The organism is Streptomyces sp. NPDC012827 (genome assembly GCF_042900905.1).
Classification (GTDB): Bacteria; Actinomycetota; Actinomycetes; order Streptomycetales; family Streptomycetaceae; genus Streptomyces; species Streptomyces gulbargensis.
Map to the genome: position 1 here is coordinate 293,390 of NZ_JBIBBY010000002.1, position 20,794 is coordinate 314,183.

Consider the following 20,794-nt stretch of genomic DNA (forward strand, 5'->3'; position numbering starts at 1 on the left):
GAGACCGAGCCCGTCGTCCGGCGGGGCGCGGGAGTAGCCTCGCCGGCATGCATGCGATCACGATTCCGGAACCCGGTGGTCCCGAGGCCCTCGTCTGGGCGGAGGTACCCGATCCCGTGCCCGGCGAGGGCGAGGTCCTCGTCGAGGTGGTGGCCGGCGCCGTCAACCGCGCCGATCTGCTCCAGCGCCAGGGCTTCTACGACCCGCCGCCCGGCACCTCCCCGTACCCCGGCCTGGAATGCTCGGGCAGGATCGCCGCACTCGGCCCCGGTGTGTCCGGCTGGTCGGTCGGTGACGAGGTCTGCGCGCTGCTCACCGGCGGGGGTTACGCCGAACGGGTGGTCGTACCCGCCGGCCAGCTCCTGCCGGTGCCGGAGGGGGTCGACCTCACCACGGCCGCCGCGCTCCCCGAGGTGACCTGCACGGTCTGGTCCAACGTCTTCATGATCGCCCACCTGCGGCCGGGCGAGACCCTGCTCGTGCACGGTGGCGCCAGCGGGATCGGCACGATGGCGATCCAGCTCGCCAAGGCGGTCGGCGCCCGTGTCGCGGTGACGGCCGGAAGCCCCGAGAAGCTGGCCCGCTGCGCCGAACTGGGCGCGGACGTCCTCATCGACTACCGCGAACAGGACTTCGTCGACGAGGTGCGCAAGGCGACCGACGGGGCGGGCGCCGATGTCATCCTCGACATCATGGGCGCCAAGTACCTGGAGCGGAACGTGAAGGCGCTGGCGGTCAACGGACGCCTCGTGATCATCGGCCTCCAGGGCGGCGTGAAGGCCGAGTTGAACCTGGGGGTGCTGCTGGCCAAGCGCGCCGCCGTCATGGGCACCACCCTGCGCTCGCGGCCCCTGCAGGAGAAGGCCACGATCGTCGCCGCCGTCCGCGAGCACGTCTGGCCGCTGATCGGCGCCGGAACCATCCGGCCCGTGGTCGACCGTACGGTGCCGATGCCCGAGGCGGCCGAGGCACACCGGGCCCTGGAGGCCGGCTCCCCGGTCGGCAAGGTCCTGCTCCTCACGCCCGGGAACTGAGCCCGGACACCGGAACGGGCCCGGCATCACCGTGGTGACGCCGGGCCCGTTTCTCCCGGCGGCGTATGCCTCCGGGAGGTACGCACCTGGGGGTGCGGCATTCCGGAGGTACGGCTCCTGGAGGTACGACTCCTAGAGGTACGGTCCCGAGCGGGCCGCGTGACCGCGGCCGTGGTCGTCGTCCTCGTCGTGCGAGGCGCCCGGGGGCAACGCCCGGCGCATCTGCTCCAGTTGGGCGCGCGCCGCCATCTGCTGGGCGAACAGCGCCGTCTGGATCCCGTGGAACAGACCCTCCAGCCAGCCCACCAACTGCGCCTGCGCGATCCGCAGTTCCGCCTCGGACGGAACCGTCTCGTCGGTGAACGGGAGCGACAGCCGCTCCAGCTCCTCCACCAGCTCGGGTGCCAGACCGTCCTCCAGCTCCTTCACGGAACTGGCGTGGATCTCCTTCAGCCGTACGCGGCTCGCCTCGTCCAGAGGGGCCGCCCGCACTTCCTCCAGAAGCTGCTTGATCATGCTGCCGATGCGCATGACCTTCGCAGGCTGCTCGACCATTTCCGTCACCGGGACCTCGCGGGATTCGTCGTCACCCTGGCGGCCACCGAGCGCCATGCCGTCCTGTCCCACGACGAGGACCTGGGGGCTCTCCTGCGACCTGTCATTCCTCGGCATATCCATGCCGCCATTCTCTCGCACACATGCCTCTCCGGACGGTGTGCCCCGGGACGAGAGTGATCCACCCTCGTCCCGGGGCACAGGACGGCAACGAAGAACGTCAGGTCACGGCGCGCCGCGCCACGGCCCCCCGCGAGCGGGTCACCAGGGCCGCCAGGAGGGCGGCCCCGAGCGGGACGGCGACCAGGAGGACGGCCAGCGTCTCCCAGGGGATGACGATCGGCACGTACGGCGGGCTGACGTCGACGCTCCAGCCCTCGGCGAGAGCCTCCTCGTGGAAGCGGATCTCCTGGCGCTCCTCGGTGAGCCGCAGCCCCATCGCGGGCAGGACGCCGGCTGCCGAGCCGAGGACGACACCCATGGTGGCGACCACTCCGCACTGGAAACCGCTGAGCGTACGGCGTACGCGGGGCGGGGCGCCGACGGCCGCGAGGGTCTTCAGGTCCGCCTCGGCGTCGGCCTGGGCGAGACCGGTGGCGATGGCGGCCGCGCCGATGGTGACCAGACCGGCGAAGACGGCCAGCGAGAGCAGGACGATGCTGGTCTCGTCGGTGAAGCCGGTCTCCACGTGGACCTCGGCGGATCCGCCGAGCTTGGCGAGTTCGGCGTCCAGCTTCTGGCGCTGCTCCTCGTCGGGCATCCGGTCGGTGCTGAAGTAGGAGCCGTACGGGACCGTGGTGAGTCCGGCGGCCTTGGCGGTGGCGGGGGTCATCAGGGCCTGGAGGCCGTACGACGTCGGCTCGCCCCGCACCAGGTAGGCCGGTATCGGGCTGACCTCGCCGGGTGAGGGAAGGCCCTTCTCCATGGCCTTGTCGGCGGCGACCGTGTCGGTGACGCGCTTGATGCCGAGGGTGCCGTTCCTGTCGATCAGCGGCCGGTGGAGGGTGACGACCTTCCCCTCGGCGAGAGCCTTCTCGGCGCCGGCGTCCTCGATGCCGAGAACCTTGAGCAGTTTGGCGTCACCGACCAGCAGACCGCCTTCGACGTGCATGTTGCCGCCGTTGCCGTTCTGCTTGCAGCGCCAGTCCTCGGTGAGCAACGTGCGGCGCTGCTCGGGCGTGTACTTCTCCGAGGCGTCGCCGCCGCCGGGGACCCTGACGTACAGCGGGCACTCGTTGGCCGCGGGGATCACCAGTTCGTAGCGGCCGCAGCCCGGTCCGCCGCCCCACGGCGGGCAGCCGGGCTTGCCGACCTGGACGCGCTCCACGTCGGCCCGCACATCGACGGGCAGGTTCCGCTCGACGGCCTCGCGGACCGCCGGGACGTCCCGGCCGCCCTCCTCGAGGACGACGGCGGAGACGGCCCCGTGCGGCAGCATGGCCTCGTACTCGGCCCGGGACTGGGCGTCCCGGCTCGCGCCGTAGGTGGAGACGGCGACCGTGCCCGCGACGGCGGCGAGGACGGCGGCGACGGCCGGGGCCGTACGTCCCCGGTTGCGTACCGCGTCGCGCAGGGCGAGGCGGGGCGCGAGCGGCAGCCAGCGGCCGAGCCGGCCGAAGAGGCCCACCAGGGCCGGGGTCATGGCGACCACACCCAGCTCGGCGATGGCGGAGCCGCCGGCCACGATCATGAACTCGTCGCTCACGACGGAGCCGTAGAGGGCGATCGCCCCGCCGAGGAGCAGCGCGCCGAGACCGACGAGCGGCAGGACCCTGCTGCTGCGGCGGACACCGCGGCGGCCGGTGAGCGAGGCCAGGACGGTCTGGCGCGAGGCGGTGACGGCCGGGACGACGGCGGCGAGCAGACCGGTCAGCACGGCGATCAGGGCGATGCCGAGGAGTTCGAGCGGCCGGATGTCGAAGGCGCCGAACCGCTGGCCCATCAGCTCCTCGAGGTACGGCTCCAGAACGAGGGTCAGAATCAGGGCGAGGACCGTGCCGACCACGGCGGCGGCGACGCCGATGACGAGACCGCCGCTGAGGACGATGGCCCGGATGTGGCTGCGGGCACCGCCGTTGGCGCCGACCAGGCCGAGCTGACGGCGGGAGCGGCGGGCACCGACCGCGAAGGCGGGACCGGCGAGCAGACAGATCTCCAGCATCGCCAGGCCGACGACGGTACCGGCGGCGGCGAGTTCGGCGGCGTTGGCCGCGGCACTGGTCCCGTAGTTGCCCCAGCCCTCCTTCTTGTAGAGCGGCACCTCGGAGTCGGCGGGCGGATCCAGGACCACGGCGCGCGACATGACCACGACGCCCTTGGCGTTGATCTGCTGGACCGTGTTCCACGTGAAACCACCGCGGTGTCGCACCAGATACGAGGTGGAGGACTCCGGCGCGGGCAGGCCGGCCTTCTCCGCGGCCTTCGCGTACGGTGCGAGGAACGCTCCGGGCAGCGCGTTGATCTGGAGGCTCTCGAGCTCGTCGGGAAGTTCGTAGGAGCCGACGATCCGATACGGACGGTCGAAATTGCGGGCGGAAACGGTGGAGCCGACCGTCAGACCACTCGTCTTCAGGAAGTGCGAGGTCGCCATGACCTCGTCGGGCTTCTGGGGGTGACGGCCGTCGAGGAGGGTCATGATGCCCCGGGCGACCGGATCACCGGCCTTGAGCTCGCGCACCTCGGCCTGGAGCAGCCCGTGACGCGTGGTCAGCCGGGCCGATCCGGTGGAGTCGGTGAGCACCGAGGCGCCCGGGGGGACGGCCCGGTCGAGGTCGGTGGGACCCGTCGGCCACGCGCCGTCCCCGGTGTCCTTCGCCGGGGCGTAGCTGTCCCCGTCGGGGGTCTGGAGAAGCGGGGCACCGCCCATCCTGGCGTCGAGGAAGCGGGCGTCCGCGGCGCCGATGCTCCGGTCCATCTTCTCGGCGGGGGACAGCTCGGAGCTGCGGTAGGTCAGGTCGAAGGCGCTCACGCCGAGGATGGGCAGGGCGATCATCGCGAGGACGAGGGCGCTGCGGCCCTTTGCGCGCCAGGCGTCGCGGCGGGCGATGCGTATCGCGGCCCGCCAGGAGTGGAACCAGGTCTTCACCGCTCGGCCACCTGTCCCCAGGACGGGCCCTGGCCCTGGCCCGTGAGCAGCGAGTCGGCCTCGCTGCGGACGGTCTGGTCCACGATGGCGCCGTCGCGCAGGAACACGACCCGGTCGGCCCAGGCGGCGAACCGGGGCTCATGGGTGACGAGGACGCCGGCGGCTCCCGCGTCGCAGCGGGAGCGGAGCAGGGCGAGGACGGACTCGCCGGTCTCGGAGTCGAGCGCGCCGGTGGGCTCGTCGGCGAGGACCAGGCGGCGGTCGCCGACGAGGGCGCGGGCGATGGCCACCCGCTGCTGCTGGCCGCCGGACATCTCGTCGGGGAAGCGGTCGGCGAGATGGCCGAGGGACATCTCCTCCAGGGCGGCGAGCGCCTCGACGCGGGCCTTGCGGGCGGAGACACCGTCGAGCTCCCGGGGGAGGGCGACGTTCTCGGCGGCCGTGAGGGCCGGGATGAGGTTGTAGTCCTGGAAGACGTAGCCGATGCTGCGGCGGCGCAGGGCCGCGAGCTCCTTGAGGTTGGCGGTGGTGATGTCGGTGTTCTCGACGATCACCCGGCCCGAGGTCGGCATGTCGAGGCCGCCGGCGATGGTGAGCAGCGTCGACTTGCCGGACCCGGAGGGCCCCATCACGGCGACCAGCTCGCCCGGATGGACGGCGAGGTCGATGCCGCGCAGGGCGTGCACCTCGGTGGCGCCCGAGCCGTGCACCCGGACGAGGTTCTGGAGTTGCAGCACGGGCTGCTGTGTGGACATGGAGGGGTCCCCCTTGGTCGTACGCGGCGGTGGCCGGTACGGAGCGAGCGATGAACGGTGCGGTGGTGTACGGGCGGGGCGGCCGGCCGGGCCGCGGGCGGGGCGGGCCGGCTCCGGGCCGGGCCCCTGCCGGGCGGCGTGGGCGCGCGGGCCGCCGCGGCGGCGGGCGTCGCGGGTGCGTGCCGTCGCGCGGGACGGCGGGGTGCGGGGTCTGCCCGCCCGGTGGGAGAGGAAGGGGTCAGATGTGGCGGCCCTGGGGTGTCGGTTCCGGCGCCGTGGTCCGCGCCGGGGCCGGTGGCGCGGGCGCCGGGACCGGACCGGCGCCGGAGGCCGGGGTGGAGAGGCGGATCAGGCGCGCCTCGCAGTGGTCCAGCCAGCGCGCTTCGGCCTCGGTCTGGAAGATGAGCTGCTCCAGGACGAGGAGCCAGGCCACGTCGTCCCGTTCCCGTGAGCCGCCCGCCTCGACGGCGGTGAGCGCCTGGGCCTTGAGCCGGGTGTAGTCCTGCATCGCCTTCACGGTGTGCCGGCGCTGGGACTGGATGACCTCGCGGATGTCGACCCCCGGCGCCCCGACCGCCATGGCCAGCTTGATGGCCAGCTCGTCACGGGCCGGGCTGGTGCGGTCCACCGGACGTTCGAACCAGGTCCTCAGCTCGGCCCGGCCGCCGTCGGTGATCGCGTACAGGACGTGCCCGGCCTCGTCCTGTCCCTGCTGGACGACCAGGCCGTCCCGCTCCAGGCGGCCCAGGGTCGTGTAGACCTGGCCGACGTTGAGGGGCCACGTGGCACCGGTGCGGGACTCGAACTCCGTACGGAGCTGAGAGCCGTAGCGCGGGCCGCGTTCGAGGAGGGCGAGAAGCCCGTGGCGGATCGACATACTCAGTATGTATACCGAGTATGTGTGCGCGAACAACCGTCCTGAGGCGGAAGCGGCGGGTCCCTCTCAGGGGGGACCCGGGCAGGGCGGAGGGCTCAGCGGCGGCGCATCCGCAGCCCGAGAAAACCGATGCCGAGGCCCATCAGGGCCAGCCCCACGCCCAGGGTGAGGACGGGAATCCGCTGGTGAACGAGGGGGAGGGTGCTGTCGGGCGCCATCCGGGGCACGGCGGCGGGCCGGCTGGCGGGCGCCGCCTCCGGCCGGGCGGCGTCCTTCTCCGGTACCGCGGCGGGTGTCTCCTCCGGCTCCTCCGGGACCTCCTCGGCTGTTGCCGTTTCGGTACGAACGGTCTCGGGCGAAGGGTCCGCGGCGGTCTCCGGCGGAGCGGGGGGCTCGGGCCGCCCCGGCCGCGCCCGCCCCTCCCCGGCGGGCCGTCCCGCGAGCGAGGGGGAGCCGGTGGGGGTGGGCGCGTCACTGGGTTCGGCCGCGTCGGGCCCCCGGCCGGGGAGGACCGGCGGCGGGGGCGGCTCGGGCCGGGTGGGCCGGGCGGGCGGTGTGGACGCCGGGGGTGTGGTCGGCGCGGTGGAGGAGGGCGCGGGGGGCGCGGGGGCGCCGGTGGCCGGGGTGGCGGAGACCGTTCCCGCGGCGGCCGGAGGGCCCGCCGGGGCCGTCGGTGCCGTCGGCGCCCGGGGAGCGGGCGGCTCCCCCGCGTGGGCGGACGCCGCAGCGCCGAGAACCGTCGCGCAGGTGAACACGCAGGCCAGCGCGGGTCTCAGGACCCGCGCCCGTGCCCTGCGGAGTGCTGGAGTCACCGGGTGACCCCCTCCCGTACCGAGCCGCCGAGCTGTCCGACTCAGCGTCACATGACCGGACATCTCCGGCACCCGGGGTGGTACGGGAGGTGTACGGGAGTGCCCGCGGCGCGGCCGGGGAGGGGACGCCGGGGCCGAGGCGAACATGGCTCCCGGGGCGGACGCCGACGAGCCGCGACCGCTCAGCGCTCGGGGCGGTCGCCGCGCCCTTGCCGGGGCCCGTACCCCGGCGGCGCCGTGCGCCGGGCGTTCGCCGGCGCGGTGGCTCCGCATGCCGGGGCGGAAGCCCTCCCGGTGACCGGCGCGCCCCTGAGGGGCGGCCGCCGTCGTGGTCGGCGGCACCGCCGCCGGCCGGGCCTCCCCGGGGTGACGAGTCCCAGCCGTACCGATCCTCGGCCACCGGGCGACCCGGACGTGCCGGTCACCCCCGGCCCGGCCGGTGATCGTGCCGCTCGTCAGGTCCGGCCCCGTGGCCGTCCGTGCGGCGCTCGCGGCCGCGTACGGGAACGGCCCCCGGGGGCAGGGTTCCGCCGGACCCGGCTCCCCGGCCACCGAACGACCCGGATGTCCCGGCCACCGCCGGCACGGCTCAGGGGCCGGCCCCCCGCCGTCTACTGCGGCGGGTTGCCCGTCGAGATCTTCAGGGTGAACTCGGCGTCTTCGGCGGTGATGTCCTCGCCCGCCGGCGGGTACTGCTCCAGGACGGTGCCCTCGCCGTAGGTGGACTCGTCGACCGGGGTCTGGGTCATGATCTTCCAGCCGGCGGCCCGGACGCAGTCCTTCACGGACTGGATGTTCTTGTAGGTGAAGTTCGGCACCTCGAACTTGCTGGGGTCGTCGCTCGACTCCGTCGGCTGGGTGCACTTCTTCACGTCGATGGTCTTGGTCAGGTCGGGGCCCTTGTGCCCGGGCTTCGCCGAAGGGCTCCCCTCCGAGTCCGTGCCGGCCGTGCTGCCGCTGGTGGTGCCGCCGGTGCCGGCCTCGGTGGTCGGGTCGTCCTTCTGGTTGAGGGCGATGACCAGGCCGCCGACGGCGAGCAGGGCGGCGATGATCGCGCCGAGCAGGAGGGGCGTGTTCCGGCGGGAGCCGCCGCCACGGACGGGGGTGGGCGCGTGCGTCTGGTAGACCGGCGCGGGGGTCTGGGTCGGGTAGCCGCCGGGCGCGGGCGTCGGGGCCTGCTGCGGGTAGCCGTACGAAGGGGCGGGCGTGTGCGTCGCGGGGCCGTACGGGCCGGGCTGCGGGTGCGGCGTCGGCGGCAGGTAGGACTGCGGGCCGGGCGGCGGGGTCTGGCCGACCGGCGGGAAGACCGCCGAGCTGACGCCCGAGCCGCTGCCCACGGGGGCGCCCGGGACGATGACGGGGGCGGAGGTCTGGCCGGCGGAGAGCACCCGCAGGCACTCCTGGCGCATCGCGTCCGCGCTGGGGAACCGCTCGTTCGGGTTCTTCCGCAGTGCCCGCGCGACCAGCGCGTCCATCGCCGGCGTCACCGACCGGTTCACGGAGGACGGCGCGACCGGTTCCTCCTGCACGTGCGCGTAGGCGATGGCGAGCGGCGAGTCGGCGTCGAACGGCAGCCGGCCCGTCAGCAGCTGGAACAGCATGATGCCGACCGAATAGAGGTCGGAGCGGGCGTCCACGGCCCGCCCGAGGGCCTGCTCGGGGGAGAGGTACTGCGGGGTGCCGACGACCATGCCGGTCTGGGTCATCGAGGTGACGCCGGACTGCATGGCCCGCGCGATGCCGAAGTCCATGACCTTCACGACGCCGCGCTTGGTCATCATCACGTTGCCGGGCTTGATGTCGCGGTGGACCAGGCCCATCTCGTGGCTGGTCTCCAGGGCCGCGAGCACGTCGGCGGTGACCTTCAGCGCCTTGTCGGCCGGCATCGCGCCGAACTGCGCCACGTCGGAGGCGAGGACCGAACCGAGCGGCCGGCCCTCCACGTACTCCATGACGATGTACGGCATGACGGCGCCGTCGAGGGTGTCCTCACCGGTGTCGAAGACCGAGACGATGTTGGTGTGCGACAGCTTGGCGACGGCCTGCGCCTCACGGCGGAACCGCTCGCGGAAGGACTGCTCGCGGCCGAGCTCCGTGTGCAGCGTCTTGATCGCGACCTGACGGTCGAGCGCGGTGTCGTAAGCCAGGTACACCGACGCCATGCCGCCCTCGCCGAGCAGGTCGCGCAGCTGGTACCGGCCGCCCGCTACCGAACCGCCCGCATAGCGGCCCTGTGCGCCGTCCTGGCTCATCTGTGCTTCCCCCTACGCGCGCGTGGCGGCGTTGATCCGGATTTTCCTGGCCAAGTCTGCCCGAGGGCCCCGACACGTCAAGCCGGGTGCCCGTTCCGTGACCCTCCGCACAAGAAGCGTCTCGGAAGCGTTATGGGAATCCCATCGAATTTGCACAGGTGTACACGGAGAGGATGGGATGGCCGGTCCATCCCGGACCGTGATGTCGCACGGAGCCTGTAGCGTGACGACTGGACACGGCACGACAGACGACGGCGAGGACTGATGGCACCCGAATCCGGAGCAGGCGGCGGCGGTGTGTCGGACGCGTCGGCGGAGTGGGGCGTCGGCGGGGTCGTCGGGGACGGACGCTACCGCCTGACGCACCGTCTGGGACGCGGCGGCATGGCCGAGGTGTTCGCCGCCGAGGACGTACGCCTGGGACGCACGGTGGCGGTGAAGCTGCTCCGCGCCGACCTGGCCGAGGACCCGGTCTCCAAGGCGCGCTTCACCCGCGAGGCACAGTCCGTCGCGGGACTCAACCACCACGCGATCGTGGCCGTGTACGACTCCGGCGAGGACGTCGTCGGCGGCCGTTCCGTGCCGTACATCGTCATGGAGCTGGTCGAGGGCCGCACCATCCGCGACCTGCTGGTCAGCGCCGAGGCGCCGGGCCCGGAGCAGGCGCTCATCATCGTCTCCGGGGTCCTGGAGGCCCTGGCGTACTCGCACCAGCACGGCATCGTGCACCGCGACATCAAGCCGGCGAACGTGATCATCACGCACTCCGGCGCCGTGAAGGTCATGGACTTCGGCATCGCCCGTGCCCTGCACGGGGCGCAGTCGACGATGACGCAGACCGGCATGGTCATGGGCACGCCGCAGTACCTCTCCCCCGAGCAGGCTCTCGGCAAGGCCGTCGACCACCGCTCCGACCTGTACGCGACCGGCTGTCTGCTCTACGAACTGCTCGCCCTGCGTCCGCCCTTCACCGGCGAAACGCCGCTGTCGGTGGTGTACCAGCACGTCCAGGACACCCCGGTCCCGCCGTCCGACGTCACGCAGGACGTGCCGCCGGAGCTGGACGGCCTGGTCATGCGCTCCCTCGCGAAGGACCCGGACGACCGGTTCCAGAGCGCCGAGGAGATGCGCGGGCTGATCCAGTACGGCCTCCAGATGCTCCAGCAGCAGGGCGGCCACACCGGCACGTGGAACACCGGGCCCGTGGAGGCCCACGAGGGCGGGCACACCCCGGTCGGCGGCATGGCCGCGACGACCGCCATGGGCCACCCGATGCACGGGGACACCGCGCAGGGCCGCATCCTGCCGCCGGTGAACCCGGAGGACGGCGGATACGGCGGTTACGACGGCGGCACGGGCGGGTCCGGCGGTTACGGGCAGGGGCCCTACGGCGGTCCCGGCGGCGGATCGGGCAACGGCCGGCGCGCCAAGGTGATCCTGTTCGTGGCGCTCGCGCTGGTCGCGGTGGTCGCGGGAGTCGTCTTCGCGGTGCAGAAGGCCGGCGAGAAGGAGGGCGGCAAGGTCACCCCGACCCCCACCGCCACCAACTCGCCGTCGACGCCGACCCGGACGCCGACGACCTCCGCCGAGACGCCGAGCCAGGAACCCACCTGGGACCCGGACACGTCGACCGGCGGCAGCACGCAGCGGCCGTGGAACCCGCCGACGCGGACGTACACCACCGCGCCGCCGACGTACACCGGCGAACCGGAGCCGACGGACACGGGCACGCCCACCGACACGGCCACCCCGACGGACACGGGTGCCCCGACGGACACCAGCGCGCCGCCCACCGACACCGGTGCGCCGACGGAGCCGACCGGCGGGACGACCACCGGCGACGACTCCAGCGGCGGCGGTGGCGACCCGGGGACGGGCACCCCGCCCACCGGCGGGGACTCCACCGGCTGACCCGGGCCCCGGGACCGTACCCGCTCAGGCGGCGAAGGCGTCACGTACGGCGTCGTACTCCCGGGTCCACCAGACCGCCAGGGCCGACACCGCGGGAAACTGCGGGTCGGCCCTGCGGTCGTGCAGCTGGTAGCGCCAGCGCAGGGTCCAGAAGTCGTTGAGCCGCTCCCACCACACCCGGTGGGCCGCCGCGGCCAGCTCGGCGCCGTCCGCCCCCGTCGCCCGCCGGTACGCGCGCGCGTAGGCCCGGACCTTCTCCAGGGCCAGCTCTCCCCCGGGCCGTACGAAGAAGATCGCGGCGGCCCGGACGGCCTCCTCGGCGCGCGGGCGGACGCCGAGACGGTCCCAGTCGACGATGGCGGCCGGCTCCGCGCCCCGGTAGAGCAGGTTGAGCGGGTGGAAGTCGCCGTGCACCCAGCCCGAGGCGGGGGCGGGCGGCGGCCGGTGGTGGGCGTGCTGGGCGAGGAGGCGGCGCCGTTCCCGCAGGCGGTGCTCGGCCAGCACGTCGAAGCTGTCGTGGGGGCGGTGGGCGCGGACGAGGCGGATCAGCTCGTCGATGACGCGGAAGGTGTCCTCGGGACGGGCGCTCTCGTGCGCGGCACCCGGCCGCGGGCTGTCCATGACCCGGTCCAGGCAGGTGTGGACGTGGCCGAGGAGGGCGCCGAGGCGGCGGGAGCCGCCGGGGGAGAGCTGGGCGCCGTCGCGGTGGCGGCCCTCGACCCACGGGTGGAGGGCGTAGCAGTGGCCGCCGACGACGGCGACGGTGCGGCCCCTCCGGTCGGCGAGGGGCGGGGCGACGGGCAGGCCGAGGCCGTGCAGGCGCTGGATGGCCCGGTGCTGGCGGAGGATGGTGGCCCGGTCGGCGGTGGGGGCGTCGAGGTGCTGCTTGAGGAAGTAGGAGCCGCGGGTGGTGGAGAGGCGGTAGCCGCGGTTGAGCAGTCCCTCGGTGACGGGTTCGCAGGAGAGCGGTTCGCCGGCCTGCGGGTAGCGGCGCAGCACGGCGCCGACCGGAAGAGCGAGTGTTGCAGATGAGCGCGGCACTCCACATATGGTAGATCACGCAGCGTGTCGGGAGTGTCGCTCTGTGAAATCGGTGGGGGCGGCCCCGCCCGCCGTGTCCCCGGTCGCGTACTCGAGGACGTGGACCGACACGAACTGCGGGGTGATCCGCAGGAAGACCGGGACGAACGGCTCCCCGTCCACCCGGACGGGTCCGGGCCCGAGGGCGGCGCGCTCGTCCTCCGTCGGCTCGACGACCTCCGCCGTGCCGGTGAACTGGACGGACCACGGGGTGGTGAGGCCGGTGGCCAGGCTGTCCGCCTCGTACGCCACGACGCCGCCGTGACAGGCCCGGTGGTAGCCGAGGCCCTGGTGGAGTCGGACCAGGACGCACCGGCCGGTCACCACGTGCCGGGCGGGGGCGACGCACGGCAGGGCGCGCATGCTGGTCGCCAGGCGGCCGTACGGCACCCGGCCGAGCAGTTCGAGGGCGCGGCTCTCCTCGGAGGACATGGTCCTCACTCTGCGCGACCGCGTGCCGCGCCGGAAGGGACGGGCGCCCCGCGCCGGCGGGGACGTAGGTCCCGAATTCCGTACCCCGGATCGCGCGGGACGGGCCCTTTTCCGGACCCCGATGGCGGAATCCGCAATTCCGACCGTGCGTCGCGCGGCCGGGCCGCCGCCCCGGGACCCGCCGCATTCCGGCCGCCCGGCCCCGACCTGCCGAATCCCGGCCCGCCGGTTCGGCCGTCAGTGGCGTTCGGCCTGCAGCCGCGCCACGTACGCCGCGGCCTGCGAGCGGCGCTCCATGCCCAGCTTGGACAGCAGGCTGGAGACGTAGTTCTTGATGGTCTTCTCCGCCAGGTGGAGCCGCTCGCCGATGGCCCGGTTGGTCAGGCCCTCGCCGATCAGGTCCAGGATCCTGCGTTCCTGCTCGGTGAGGTGGGCGAGCCGGTCGTCCCCCTTGGGGCCGTTGCCGTCGCGCAGCCGCTCCAGGACCCGGGCGGTGGCCACCGGGTCGAGCAGGGACCTGCCGGCCGCCACGTCCCGGACCGCGTTGAGCAGTTCGTTGCCGCGGATCGCCTTGAGGACGTAACCCGAGGCCCCGGCCATGATCGCGTCGAAGAGGGCCTCGTCGTCCGCGTAGGAGGTCAGCATCAGGCATTTGATCGACTCGTCCTGGGAGCGGACCTCCCGGCAGACCTCCACACCGCTGCCGTCGGGGAGCCGGACGTCGAGCACGGCCACGTCCGGGCGGGTCGCCGGGATCCTGACCAGGGCGTCCGCCGCCGTACCGGCCTCTCCGACCACCTCGATGCCGTCCTCCACGGAGAGCAGCTCGTGGACGCCGCGCCGGACGACTTCGTGGTCATCCAGCAGAAATACCCGGATTTTTCCTTCTTCGCGCACGCGGACAGTCTCACATATTGACTCTTCCCGCGCCCGGGGTCCGCGGGATAACGTGCCGCATGTTCCGACGACGGCGTCGGGTCGTTGTCCATGCGCTGACCAGCGGCGTGTCCCCTTTTTTCGATTTACTTGGAAATCCAAGCAAAATCGCAGGTCAAGTGGGGTTACGCAGGAATGCCGCACTATGGGTAACGTGCCTATGACGGCGCTCGCCGGGGCACCTGTCACGCCCGACTCCGGCCGCGTCGCACCCACCCCGTGCGAAGGGTACGGATAGGGCGGAGCCCCCCCTTACTCGCAGTACGGGGGACCCCAGGCCTCACCGGCGAACCCGGGGGCCGGACCGACGGAGGAGCACGCACGTGACCGTGGAGAGCACTGCCGCGCGCAAGACGACGCGACGCAGCAGCGGCACCAAGCGCACCGCAAGCGCGAGCACGAGCACCACCAAGAAGACGAGCCCGCGCGCGGCCGGGGCCGACGCCACGGAGCCCGAGCTCGTCCAGCTGCTGACGCCCGAAGGAGAGCGCGTCCAGCACCCCGACTACGACATCGACCTGAGCGCCGAGGAGCTGCGCGGGCTCTACCGCGACATGGTCCTCACCCGCCGTTTCGACGCCGAGGCCACCTCCCTCCAGCGGCAGGGCGAGCTGGGCCTGTGGGCCTCGCTGCTCGGCCAGGAGGCCGCCCAGATCGGTTCCGGCCGGGCCCTGCGCGACGACGACTACGTCTTCCCGACCTACCGGGAGCACGGTGTCGCCTGGTGCCGCGGGGTCGACCCGACCAACCTGCTCGGCATGTTCCGAGGGGTGAACAACGGCGGCTGGGACCCCAGCAGCAACAACTTCCACCTCTACACGATCGTCCTCGGCTCGCAGACGCTGCACGCCACCGGCTACGCCATGGGCATCGCCAAGGACGGGGCCGACTCCGCGGTCCTCGCCTACTTCGGCGACGGTGCCTCCAGCCAGGGCGACGTCAACGAGTCGTTCGTCTTCTCCGCGGTCTACAACGCCCCCGTCGTGTTCTTCTGCCAGAACAACCAGTGGGCCATCTCCGAGCCCATCGAGAAGCAGACCCGCGTCCCGCTCTACCAGCGCGCCCGCGGCTTCGGCTTCCCCGGCGTCCGGGTCGACGGCAACGACGTCCTGGCCTGCCTGGCCGTGACGCGCGACGCCCTGGAGCGCGCCCGGCGCGGCGAGGGCCCCACGCTCATCGAGGCGTTCACCTACCGCATGGCCGCCCACACCACCTCCGACGACCCGACCCGCTACCGCCGCGACGCGGAGCGCGAGGCGTGGGAGGCGAAGGACCCGATCCAGCGCCTCAAGGTGTACCTGGAGAACGCGGGCCACGCCGACGCCGCCTTCTTCGAGGCCCTGGAGGAGGAGAGCGAGGCGCTCGGCAAGCACGTCCGCGAGGTCGTCCGCGCCATGCCCGTCCCCGACCACATGGCGATGTTCGACCACACGTACGCGGACGGCCACGCCCTCGTCGACGAGGAGCGCGCGGAGTTCGCCGCCTACCAGGCGTCCTTCGAGGGCGGAGAGGGCGAGTAATCATGGCTGTTCAGAAGCTTCCCCTCGCGAAGGCGCTCAACGAGTCGCTGCGCAAGGCCCTGGAGACCGACCCGAAGGTCGTCGTCATGGGCCTGGACGTCGGCAAGCTGGGCGGTGTCTTCCGGATCACCGACGGTCTGCAGAAGGACTTCGGCGAGGACCGGGTGGTCGACACCCCGCTCGCCGAGTCCGGCATCGTCGGCACCGCGATCGGTCTCGCGCTGCGCGGTTACCGGCCGGTCGTGGAGATCCAGTTCGACGGGTTCGTCTTCCCGGCGTACGACCAGATCGTCACCCAGCTGGCGAAGATGCGGGCCCGTTCGCTCGGCACCGTGAAGATGCCGGTCGTCATCCGCATCCCGTACGGCGGCGGCATCGGCGCCGTCGAGCACCACTCGGAGTCCCCCGAGTCGCTGTTCGCGCACGTCGCGGGCCTCAAGGTGGTCACCCCGGCGAACTCCTCCGACGCCTACTGGATGCTCCAGCAGGCGATCCAGAGCGACGACCCGGTCATCTTCTTCGAGCCCAAGCGCCGCTACTGGGACAAGGGCGAGGTCGACACCGAGGCCATCCCCGGCGAGCTGCACGAGGCGCGGGTGGCCCGGGAGGGCACCGACCTCACGCTCGCCGCGTACGGCCCGATGGTGAAGACCTGTCTGGAGGCGGCCGCGGCCGCCGCCGAGGAGGGCAAGTCGGTCGAGGTCCTGGACCTGCGCTCGATCTCCCCGCTCGACTTCGACACCATCCAGGCATCCGTGGAGAAGACCGGCCGCCTGGTCGTCGTCCACGAGGCACCGGTCTTCTTCGGCTCCGGCGCGGAGATCGCCGCCCGCATCACCGAGCGCTGCTTCTACCACCTGGAGGCCCCCGTCCTGCGGGTCGGCGGCTACCACGCGCCGTATCCGCCGGCGCGCCTGGAGGAGGAGTACCTGCCGGGCCTGGACCGCGTGCTCGACGCCGTCGACCGCTCGCTGGCGTTCTGAGGAGAGCACCGTGACGATCCGCGAATTCAAGATGCCCGACGTGGGCGAGGGCCTGACCGAGGCCGAGATCCTCAAGTGGTACGTCCAGCCGGGTGACACCGTCACCGACGGGCAGGTCGTGTGCGAGGTCGAGACGGCGAAGGCGGCCGTGGAGCTGCCGATCCCGTTCGACGGCACCGTCCACGAGCTGCGCTTTCCCGAGGGCACGACGGTCGACGTCGGCGAGGTCATCATCTCGGTGAACGTGGGCGGCGGCGCCGCCCCGGCGGCCCCCGCCGCCGCGTCCGCCCCGGCCGAGGCCCCGGCTCCGGCCGCCGCCGTTCCCGCCGCGCCCGCTCCGGCCGCCGAGGCCGAGCAGGCGGCCGAGGGCCGTCAGCCGGTCCTCGTCGGGTACGGCGTGGCCGCGTCCTCCACCAAGCGGCGGGCGCGCAAGGGCGCCGTGGTGCCCGGCCAGGCCTCCGCCGCCATCCAGGGCGAGCTCAACGGGCACGGTGGTACGGCCACGGCCACCGCCACCCGTCCGCTGGCGAAGCCGCCGGTGCGCAAGCTCGCCAAGGACCTCGGTGTGGACCTGGCGACGGTCGTCCCGACCGGTCCGGACGGGGTCATCACCCGTGAGGACGTGCACAAGGCGGCCACCCCCGCGCCCGCACCCGTCGTGGAGGCCCCGGCCCCCGCGCCGGCCGCCCAGGCCCAGGCCCAGACCCCGGCCGCCGCACCGGCGGCGGAGGCGCGGGAGACCCGCGTGCCGATCAAGGGCGTGCGCAAGGCCACTGCGGCGGCGATGGTCGGCTCGGCCTTCACCGCCCCCCACGTCACCGAGTTCGTGACCTTCGACATCACCCGCACGATGAAGCTGGTCGAGGAACTCAAGACCGACAAGGACATGGCGGGGCTGCGGGTCAATCCGCTCCTGCTCATCGCCAAGGCCGTCCTGGTCGCGATCAAGCGCAACCCGGAGATCAACGCGGCCTGGGACGAGGCGGCGCAGGAGATCGTCCTCAAGCACTACGTGAACCTGGGCATCGCCGCGGCCACCCCGCGCGGGCTGATCGTGCCGAACATCAAGGACGCGCACGCGCAGACCCTGCCCGAGCTCTCGCGGTCGCTGAGCGAGCTGGTCGCCACGGCCCGCGAAGGCAGGACCACCCCGGCGGCGATGCAGGGCGGCACCTTCACGATCACCAACGTCGGCGTCTTCGGCGTCGACACCGGCACGCCCATCCTCAACCCGGGCGAGTCCGCGATCCTGGCGGTCGGTGCGATCAAGCTCCAGCCGTGGGTCCACAAGGGCAAGGTGAAGCCGCGCCAGGTCACCACGCTGGCACTCTCCTTCGACCACCGGCTGGTCGACGGCGAGCTCGGCTCCAAGTTCCTGGCGGACGTCGCCGCGGTCCTGGAGCAGCCGAAGCGCCTCATCACCTGGGCCTGACGGTCCTGGTGCGCTCGGCGGGAGCCGGTCCGCGTTCCGGCGGACCATGACCGCCCGTACGAGTGCGCGCGTTTCACGTGAAACATCCGGCGGTGGCATCCGCCACCGCCGGATGTGCCTCCAGCCCCGGGGTCCGGTCCATCATGTGGACGGAGCGCTGTCCGGTGGACCTGATGTATCTATGCTGTGTTCATGGCATCAGCACCTCCCGCGGCCGACCGCGTCTACACGCACGTCAAGCAGGCCGTACTCGACCGGCGCTACGAGGGAGGCACTCTCCTCACCGAGGGCGAACTCGCCCAGGCCGTCGGGGTGTCCAGGACCCCCGTCCGCGAGGCCCTGCTCAAGCTGGAGATGGAAGGGCTGCTGAAGCTCTACCCCAAGAAGGGCGCCCTCGTCCTCGCCGTCTCCGCCCAGGAGATCGCCGACGTCGTGGAGACCCGCCTCCTCGTGGAGGAGTTCGCCGTCCGGCGGGCCGTGCCCGCCCCCGCCGCCCTGATCGCACGGCTCGAGGAACTCCTGGAGGAGCAGAAGCGGCACGCCGCCACCGGTGACCTCGCCGAGGTCGCCGTCACCGACCGCTGCTTCCATGCCGAGATCGTCCGCCACGCCGGCAACCAGATCCTCGCCCGCCTCTACGACCAGCTCCGCGACCGCCAGCTCCGCATGGGCGTCGCCGTCATGCAGTCGCAGCCGCACCGGATCGCCAAGAACATCACCGAACACGCCGAGATCCTCGACCGGATCAAGGCCGGCGACGCCGAGGGCGCCGCCCACTGCGTCCGGCAGCACCTCAGCTGGGTCAAGGTCCTGGTCCGGGGTGAGGCCCGGTGAGCCGCGACAAGCACCGGACGTACGGCTCCGGCGCCGGGCTCCCCGGTGACCCGCCCGGCGGCCGCCGCGCCGCCCTCGTCTGGGGCGTCGGCGTCGCCGTCTACTTCGTCGCGGTCATCTTCCGTACGTCCCTCGGCGTCGCCGGACTGGACGCCGCCGACCGCTTCCAGGTCAACGCCTCCGCCCTGTCCACCTTCTCCATACTCCAGCTGCTCGTCTACGCGGGCATGCAGATACCCGTCGGCCTCATGGTCGACCGGTTCGGCACCAAGAAGGTCCTCGTCCTCGGCGTCGTCCTCTTCACCGCCGGCCAGCTCGGGTTCGCGCTCTCCCCCTCGTACGGCACGGCCCTCGCCTCCCGTGCCCTCCTCGGCTGCGGCGACGCCATGACCTTCATCAGCGTCCTGCGCCTCGGCACCCGCTGGTTCCCCGCCCGCCGCGGCCCGCTCATCGGCCAGGTCGCCGCCCTCTTCGGCATGGCCGGCAACCTCGTCTCGACGGTCTTCCTCTCCCGGGCCCTGCACGGCCTCGGCTGGACGACCACCTTCGTCGGCAGCTCCCTCGCGGGCGTCCTCGTCCTCGTCCTGCTGCTCGTCTTCCTCAAGGACCACCCCGAGGGGTTCGAACCCGCTCCCGGCTCCGCCCGGCGCGCCGGGGCCGCCTCCGTCCGCCGCCAGATCGCCGCCGCCTGGCGCGAGCCCGGCACCCGGCTCGGCATGTGGGTCCACTTCACCACCCAGTTCCCGGCGATGGTGTTCCTGCTGCTGTGGGGACTGCCGTTCCTCGTCGAGGACCAGGGGCTGACCCGCGCCACGGCGGGTGAACTCCTCACCCTGGTCGTGCTCTCCAACATGGCCGTCGGCCTCGCCTACGGCCAGATCATCGCCCGCCACCACGCCGCCCGCGCCCCGCTCGCCCTCGGCACGGTCGCGGCCACCGCCCTGCTGTGGGCGGCGACCCTCCTGTACCCGGGCGACCACGCGCCCATGTGGCTGCTCGTCACCCTCTGCCTCGTCCTCGGCGCCTGCGGCCCCGCCTCCATGATCGGCTTCGACTTCGCACGGCCCGCCAACCCGCCGGAGCGCCAGGGCACCGCCTCCGGCATCGTCAACATGGGCGGCTTCGTCGCCTCCATGACCACCCTGTTCGCCGTGGGCGTCCTGCTCGACGCGACGGGCGACGACTACCGGATCGCGTTCTCGTCCGTCTTCGTCCTCGAAGCGCTCGGCGTCGCGCAGATCCTCCGCCTCAAGGCCCGCACCCACCGCAGGGAACGGGAGCGGCTCGTCGCGAGCCGCGTGGAGGCCGTGCACGTACCGGCGTGACCCCCCACGGCGGGAGGACCGGTGAGGGCCGTCAGCGGGGGGTGACCGCGATGTTGTCCAGGATCGCCGCCGCCAGCGCCTCGTCGCCCTCGGTCTTCACCCGGTCGGCCACGTCCGCCGGCCGGACCCGGCCGCAGGCCAGCCGGACGAAGGTCTCCCAGTCCGTCGCCAGCGTCACCGCCGGTCCCAGCGACGGCGCCCCGTCGATCGAGCCGCGGCCCTCCGCGTCCACCCGGACCGTCCGCAGGAACTCCACCGGACCGCTCACGTCCAGCACCACCGCCGAGGAGGCGGGCGCCCCCGCGCCCCGCGCGACCACGTCCGGCATCGCCTCCAGGAGCACGTCGCGGGTCACGAGCGCGCCGGGCGCGTCCAGGTTCCCCGGCGTACCGAGCGCCGCCCGCAGGTCCTGCTCGTGCACCCACACGTCGAACGCGCGCATCCGGTAGCCGAGTTCGAGGGTCTGCTCGGCGCCGAGGGGCGCGCGGATCACATGGTCGGGGGAGCGGTTCTCGTTGCGCAGCTGCCGCGCCCGGCGGATGAGGACGTACTCCAGCTCGGCCGTCATCTCCGGCGCCGTGTGGTGCCGCCGGGCGTCCACCTGCACCTCCATGTAGCGCGCGAAGTCGGTGCGCACGTGGTAGAGGTCGCGCGGCAGGGCGTGGATCGGGCGCGGGTCGCCCAGCATCTCCGTCTCCATGCCGATGACGTGGGAGACGATGTCCCGCACCGACCAGCCCGGGCACGGGGTCGGCCGGTTCCACACGGCCTCGGGCAGCGGCTGCACCAGCTCGGCTATCGCCTCGATCGAATGGGTCCAGGCGTCGGCGTAGTTCTGGAGGGTGGGATGGACGGTCACGGGACCCCTCGGCGGTTCTTCGGTGCGCGGGCTGAAAACACGACTGAGTGGGAGGCTCGGACGCTAAGTTACGCTGCCCGAAGGCACCCCGGCAGTGCTTTCGTGTGACGAT

The 20,794-nt window shown here is 73.0% G+C and carries 17 protein-coding genes; 7 read left to right on the forward strand and 10 right to left on the reverse strand.

The features are described 5' to 3' along the window. Positions 1-47 precede the first annotated feature (47 nt). Complete coding sequence (locus ACFY60_RS04750; RefSeq protein WP_388609786.1) at positions 48-1,034, forward strand: NAD(P)H-quinone oxidoreductase; 987 nt, start codon at positions 48-50, stop codon at positions 1,032-1,034. Positions 1,035-1,166: 132 nt separating this feature from the next. Here ACFY60_RS04750 and ACFY60_RS04755 read toward each other — a convergent pair whose 3' ends face one another. The 6 genes from ACFY60_RS04755 to ACFY60_RS04780 all read right to left on the reverse strand — a co-directional run bounded on the left by ACFY60_RS04755 (position 1,167) and on the right by ACFY60_RS04780 (position 9,370). Beyond that, on the reverse strand, positions 1,167-1,712 hold the full coding sequence (locus ACFY60_RS04755; RefSeq protein ID WP_309049389.1) for a bacterial proteasome activator family protein: 546 nt from the start codon (positions 1,710-1,712) through the stop codon (positions 1,167-1,169). A gap of 97 nt (positions 1,713-1,809) precedes the next feature. After that, the gene (locus ACFY60_RS04760; protein ID WP_388609785.1) at positions 1,810-4,674 is read right to left on the reverse strand and encodes an ABC transporter permease; all 2,865 of its coding nucleotides are present in this window, start codon (positions 4,672-4,674) and stop codon (positions 1,810-1,812) included. Continuing rightward, a complete protein-coding gene (locus ACFY60_RS04765) occupies positions 4,671-5,429 on the reverse strand; it encodes an ABC transporter ATP-binding protein (RefSeq protein ID WP_388609783.1) in 759 nt (252 codons plus the stop codon). The genes ACFY60_RS04760 and ACFY60_RS04765 overlap by 4 nt, the downstream gene beginning before the upstream one ends. A gap of 238 nt (positions 5,430-5,667) precedes the next feature. Continuing rightward, positions 5,668-6,306 carry a PadR family transcriptional regulator gene (locus ACFY60_RS04770; protein WP_388609781.1) on the reverse strand — a complete coding sequence of 213 codons (639 nt, stop codon included), beginning with the start codon at positions 6,304-6,306 and terminating at the stop codon, positions 5,668-5,670. A 95-nt stretch (positions 6,307-6,401) separates the two neighbouring features. After that, positions 6,402-7,118, reverse strand: a complete 717-nt coding sequence (locus tag ACFY60_RS04775) for a hypothetical protein (RefSeq protein ID WP_388609779.1) — start codon at positions 7,116-7,118, stop codon at positions 6,402-6,404. A gap of 611 nt (positions 7,119-7,729) precedes the next feature. Further along, entirely contained in the window at positions 7,730-9,370 is a 1,641-nt protein-coding gene (locus tag ACFY60_RS04780) for a protein kinase (RefSeq protein ID WP_388609778.1), read from the reverse strand. Positions 9,371-9,634: 264 nt separating this feature from the next. On the opposite strand from ACFY60_RS04780, the gene ACFY60_RS04785 reads away from it, so the two are divergent. Further along, complete coding sequence (locus tag ACFY60_RS04785; RefSeq protein ID WP_388609776.1) at positions 9,635-11,281, forward strand: protein kinase; 1,647 nt, start codon at positions 9,635-9,637, stop codon at positions 11,279-11,281. Positions 11,282-11,305: 24 nt separating this feature from the next. Here the strand turns inward: ACFY60_RS04785 and ACFY60_RS04790 are convergent, their stop codons facing one another. The 3 genes from ACFY60_RS04790 to ACFY60_RS04800 form a co-directional block, all read right to left on the reverse strand. Beyond that, positions 11,306-12,322: a phosphotransferase gene (locus ACFY60_RS04790; protein ID WP_388609774.1), complete on the reverse strand. Its 1,017-nt coding sequence runs from the start codon at positions 12,320-12,322 to the stop codon at positions 11,306-11,308. A 15-nt stretch (positions 12,323-12,337) separates the two neighbouring features. Continuing rightward, positions 12,338-12,793 carry a pyridoxamine 5'-phosphate oxidase family protein gene (locus ACFY60_RS04795; protein WP_388609773.1) on the reverse strand — a complete coding sequence of 152 codons (456 nt, stop codon included), beginning with the start codon at positions 12,791-12,793 and terminating at the stop codon, positions 12,338-12,340. A gap of 237 nt (positions 12,794-13,030) precedes the next feature. Further along, positions 13,031-13,690 (reverse strand): response regulator transcription factor, encoded by a 660-nt coding sequence (locus ACFY60_RS04800; protein WP_309049398.1) that lies wholly within the window; start codon positions 13,688-13,690, stop codon positions 13,031-13,033. A gap of 362 nt (positions 13,691-14,052) precedes the next feature. On the opposite strand from ACFY60_RS04800, the gene pdhA reads away from it, so the two are divergent. The 5 genes from pdhA (at position 14,053) to ACFY60_RS04825 (ending at position 19,823) form a co-directional block, all read left to right on the forward strand. Next, the gene (gene pdhA, locus ACFY60_RS04805; protein ID WP_388609771.1) at positions 14,053-15,249 is read left to right on the forward strand and encodes a pyruvate dehydrogenase (acetyl-transferring) E1 component subunit alpha; all 1,197 of its coding nucleotides are present in this window, start codon (positions 14,053-14,055) and stop codon (positions 15,247-15,249) included. Positions 15,250-15,251: 2 nt separating this feature from the next. Further along, positions 15,252-16,232, forward strand: a complete 981-nt coding sequence (locus ACFY60_RS04810) for an alpha-ketoacid dehydrogenase subunit beta (protein ID WP_388609769.1) — start codon at positions 15,252-15,254, stop codon at positions 16,230-16,232. 31 nt (positions 16,233-16,263) lie between these two features. After that, the gene (locus tag ACFY60_RS04815; RefSeq protein ID WP_388610214.1) at positions 16,264-17,664 is read left to right on the forward strand and encodes a dihydrolipoamide acetyltransferase family protein; all 1,401 of its coding nucleotides are present in this window, start codon (positions 16,264-16,266) and stop codon (positions 17,662-17,664) included. Positions 17,665-17,856: 192 nt separating this feature from the next. Beyond that, complete coding sequence (locus ACFY60_RS04820; RefSeq protein ID WP_388609767.1) at positions 17,857-18,498, forward strand: GntR family transcriptional regulator; 642 nt, start codon at positions 17,857-17,859, stop codon at positions 18,496-18,498. Then, positions 18,495-19,823 carry a nitrate/nitrite transporter gene (locus ACFY60_RS04825; RefSeq protein WP_388609764.1) on the forward strand — a complete coding sequence of 443 codons (1,329 nt, stop codon included), beginning with the start codon at positions 18,495-18,497 and terminating at the stop codon, positions 19,821-19,823. The genes ACFY60_RS04820 and ACFY60_RS04825 overlap by 4 nt, the downstream gene beginning before the upstream one ends. A 31-nt stretch (positions 19,824-19,854) precedes the next feature. Here ACFY60_RS04825 and ACFY60_RS04830 read toward each other — a convergent pair whose 3' ends face one another. After that, a complete protein-coding gene (locus ACFY60_RS04830) occupies positions 19,855-20,682 on the reverse strand; it encodes a maleylpyruvate isomerase family mycothiol-dependent enzyme (protein ID WP_388609761.1) in 828 nt (275 codons plus the stop codon). Positions 20,683-20,794 lie beyond the last annotated feature (112 nt).

What these genes read in the sequence shown, in the direction of transcription:
- ACFY60_RS04810 (WP_388609769.1), top strand. Translation starts at nt 15,252, where the DNA reads ATGGCTGTTCAGAAGCTTCCCCTCGCGAAGGCGCTCAACGAGTCGCTG.
- ACFY60_RS04795 (WP_388609773.1), bottom strand. Translation starts at nt 12,793, where the DNA reads ATGTCCTCCGAGGAGAGCCGCGCCCTCGAACTGCTCGGCCGGGTGCCG.
- ACFY60_RS04820 (WP_388609767.1), top strand. Translation starts at nt 17,857, where the DNA reads ATGGCATCAGCACCTCCCGCGGCCGACCGCGTCTACACGCACGTCAAG.
- ACFY60_RS04755 (WP_309049389.1), bottom strand. Translation starts at nt 1,712, where the DNA reads ATGGATATGCCGAGGAATGACAGGTCGCAGGAGAGCCCCCAGGTCCTC.
- ACFY60_RS04770 (WP_388609781.1), bottom strand. Translation starts at nt 6,306, where the DNA reads ATGTCGATCCGCCACGGGCTTCTCGCCCTCCTCGAACGCGGCCCGCGC.
- ACFY60_RS04785 (WP_388609776.1), top strand. Translation starts at nt 9,635, where the DNA reads ATGGCACCCGAATCCGGAGCAGGCGGCGGCGGTGTGTCGGACGCGTCG.
- ACFY60_RS04765 (WP_388609783.1), bottom strand. Translation starts at nt 5,429, where the DNA reads ATGTCCACACAGCAGCCCGTGCTGCAACTCCAGAACCTCGTCCGGGTG.
- ACFY60_RS04815 (WP_388610214.1), top strand. Translation starts at nt 16,264, where the DNA reads ATGCCCGACGTGGGCGAGGGCCTGACCGAGGCCGAGATCCTCAAGTGG.
- ACFY60_RS04780 (WP_388609778.1), bottom strand. Translation starts at nt 9,370, where the DNA reads ATGAGCCAGGACGGCGCACAGGGCCGCTATGCGGGCGGTTCGGTAGCG.
- ACFY60_RS04750 (WP_388609786.1), top strand. Translation starts at nt 48, where the DNA reads ATGCATGCGATCACGATTCCGGAACCCGGTGGTCCCGAGGCCCTCGTC.